Here is a 1,989-nt window from a genome sequence, read left to right as displayed (position 1 = left end):
GCCGCACCGGCACCGGCTCCGGCCCCCGGCCCCGCGATCGACAACGGCCGCGGCTGACCCCGGTTCACGCCGACTGATCCAGGCGCAGCACTGAGGCCCGCCCCCGTCGCAGGGGGCGGGCCTCAGTCGTACCGAACCGGGGGCCGGAAGCGGAGTCCGGCCCCCGGGCAGGCTGTTAGCGCGGCGCCATGCGCAGGGCGCCGTCCATGCGGAAGCTCTCGCCGTTGAGGTAGTCCTGTTCGACGATCGCGTTCGCCAGCTGCGCGTAGTCGGACGGGCGGCCGAGGCGCGACGGGAACGGGATCGCGGCCTCGAGAGACTTCTGGAACTCCTCGGTCAGACCCTTCAGCATCGGGGTCTCGATGGTGCCCGGGGCGATGGTGTTGACGCGGATACCGAACTGCGCGAGGTCGCGCGCGGCGCAGATGCCCATCGAGTACACGCCACCCTTCGAGGCGGCGTAGGCGATCTGGCCGACCTGGCCCTCGTAGGCGGCGACGGAGGCGGTGTTGATGATGACGCCGCGCTGGCCGTCCTCGTCCACGGTGTCCTGGGTGGACATGGCCTCGGCGGCCAGGCGCAGCACGTTGAACGTGCCCACGAGGTTCACCGAGATGCAGGTCTGGAACAGGTCGAGCGCGTGCACGCCCTTCTTGGAGACGATGCGTGCGGCCGGGGCGATGCCGGCGCAGTTGACCACCACGCGCAGCGGCGCGGCCTCGGTGGCCTTGGCGATGGCGGCCTTGACGTCGTCTTCGCTGGTGACGTCGGCGGCGATGAGGGTGATGCCCTCATCGATGCCCTGCTCGACGGCCTTGTCGATGGACTGCTGGAGGTCGAGGCCGAACACGACCGCGCCCTTCTCGGCGAACGAACGCGCGGTGGCGTTGCCCAGGCCGGAGGCGGCACCGGTGACGATGACGGAAGCACCCTTGATGTCCACGGGCGATGTCCTTTCTGTTGACGACGCAAGCACTAGGAAGCGCAAGCATTAGCGTCTCCAGTGTCCCAGACCGGTCGTCAGCGCACGTCGAAGGCCGGGCTCTCCCCCCTAACGGGGAACGGGCGCCCGTCGATCCCGCGTCCCGACGCCGTGTACACCACGCGGTACGCGCCGGCCGGGGTGCCGGGCGGGATGTCCCAGGTGACGAGCGCGTTCGTCACGGTGAGCAGGCCCTCGAACACGATCATCGTGGACCAGTCGCCGTCGTCGTGGACCCGTACCCACCGGTCGCCCTCCCGGCGCTCGATCGCGAGGTAGGTGTCTCCGCGGCGCAGGTCGGAGTTGGGGTGGGTCCCGCAGAACCGGACCAGCACGCGCTGGCCCACGCGGTACTCCGCGAGCGGCGGGTCCAGGACGTCGCCGAAGTTCCGCAGCGGCGCGGGGGTGTCGACGAGCGGGTTGCCCAGCGGGGAGACGGGGATCTGCCCGGTGAGGTCCCGCTCGGAGGTGCCGGGGTCCAGCGGGGTCCCGGCCCGCATCGAGCGGGCGAGGTCGGCGGCGACCTGCTGGATCGCCGGCAGAGTCCACGGGCCGAACGCCGTCGCGCCGCCCTCATAATTCTGCGCCGAGTACTCCTCGGGGGTGGTGACGTAGTGCCCGTAGGCGTTGGAGTACCCCTGGACGGTGACGTGGTCCTCGGGGACGGCGAGTTCGGCCGCCAGGGTGCGGCGCAGGCGCAGGCCCGCCACGACGGTCGGCTCGAAACCCAGGCTGAACAGGTAGTGCCCGCCGAGCCGGACGAGGTGGAACGGATACACGCGTTGGATGGCGTGCGGCACAAGACCGACGGGAAGCAGCACGTCCTTGGCGCCGTGCGCCTCTCGTAGCCAGGCGGGGATCACGAGCTCGGAGATGGCTCTGACCTCCGGGTTCCCGCCCCGGTCACCCTCGTTGAAGGGCAGCTCCTCGGCGCCCCCGCCGTCCTCCTGGCTGCCGGCGGCGAACGCCGCGCCGAGGGCCGCCACCGCGGTCCGGTGCGTGCGGCC

At 71.4% G+C, this 1,989-nt stretch carries 2 protein-coding genes; both read right to left on the bottom strand.

The annotated features are described in order from the left end of the window. Positions 1–175: 175 nt before the first annotated feature. Complete coding sequence (locus G6028_RS08260; protein WP_119193494.1) at positions 176–943, bottom strand: SDR family NAD(P)-dependent oxidoreductase; 768 nt, start codon at positions 941–943, stop codon at positions 176–178. Positions 944–1,020: 77 nt separating this feature from the next. Next, on the bottom strand, positions 1,021–1,989 hold a 969-nt coding region (locus tag G6028_RS08255; protein WP_182658594.1), incomplete at its 5' end, for a neutral/alkaline non-lysosomal ceramidase N-terminal domain-containing protein.

This window comes from Dietzia cercidiphylli, from assembly GCF_014145145.1.
Taxonomy (GTDB): domain Bacteria; phylum Actinomycetota; class Actinomycetes; order Mycobacteriales; family Mycobacteriaceae; genus Dietzia; species Dietzia natronolimnaea.
The sequence above is the reverse complement of the archived record's forward strand: the minus strand, read 5'-3'. Positions and strand labels throughout refer to the sequence as shown.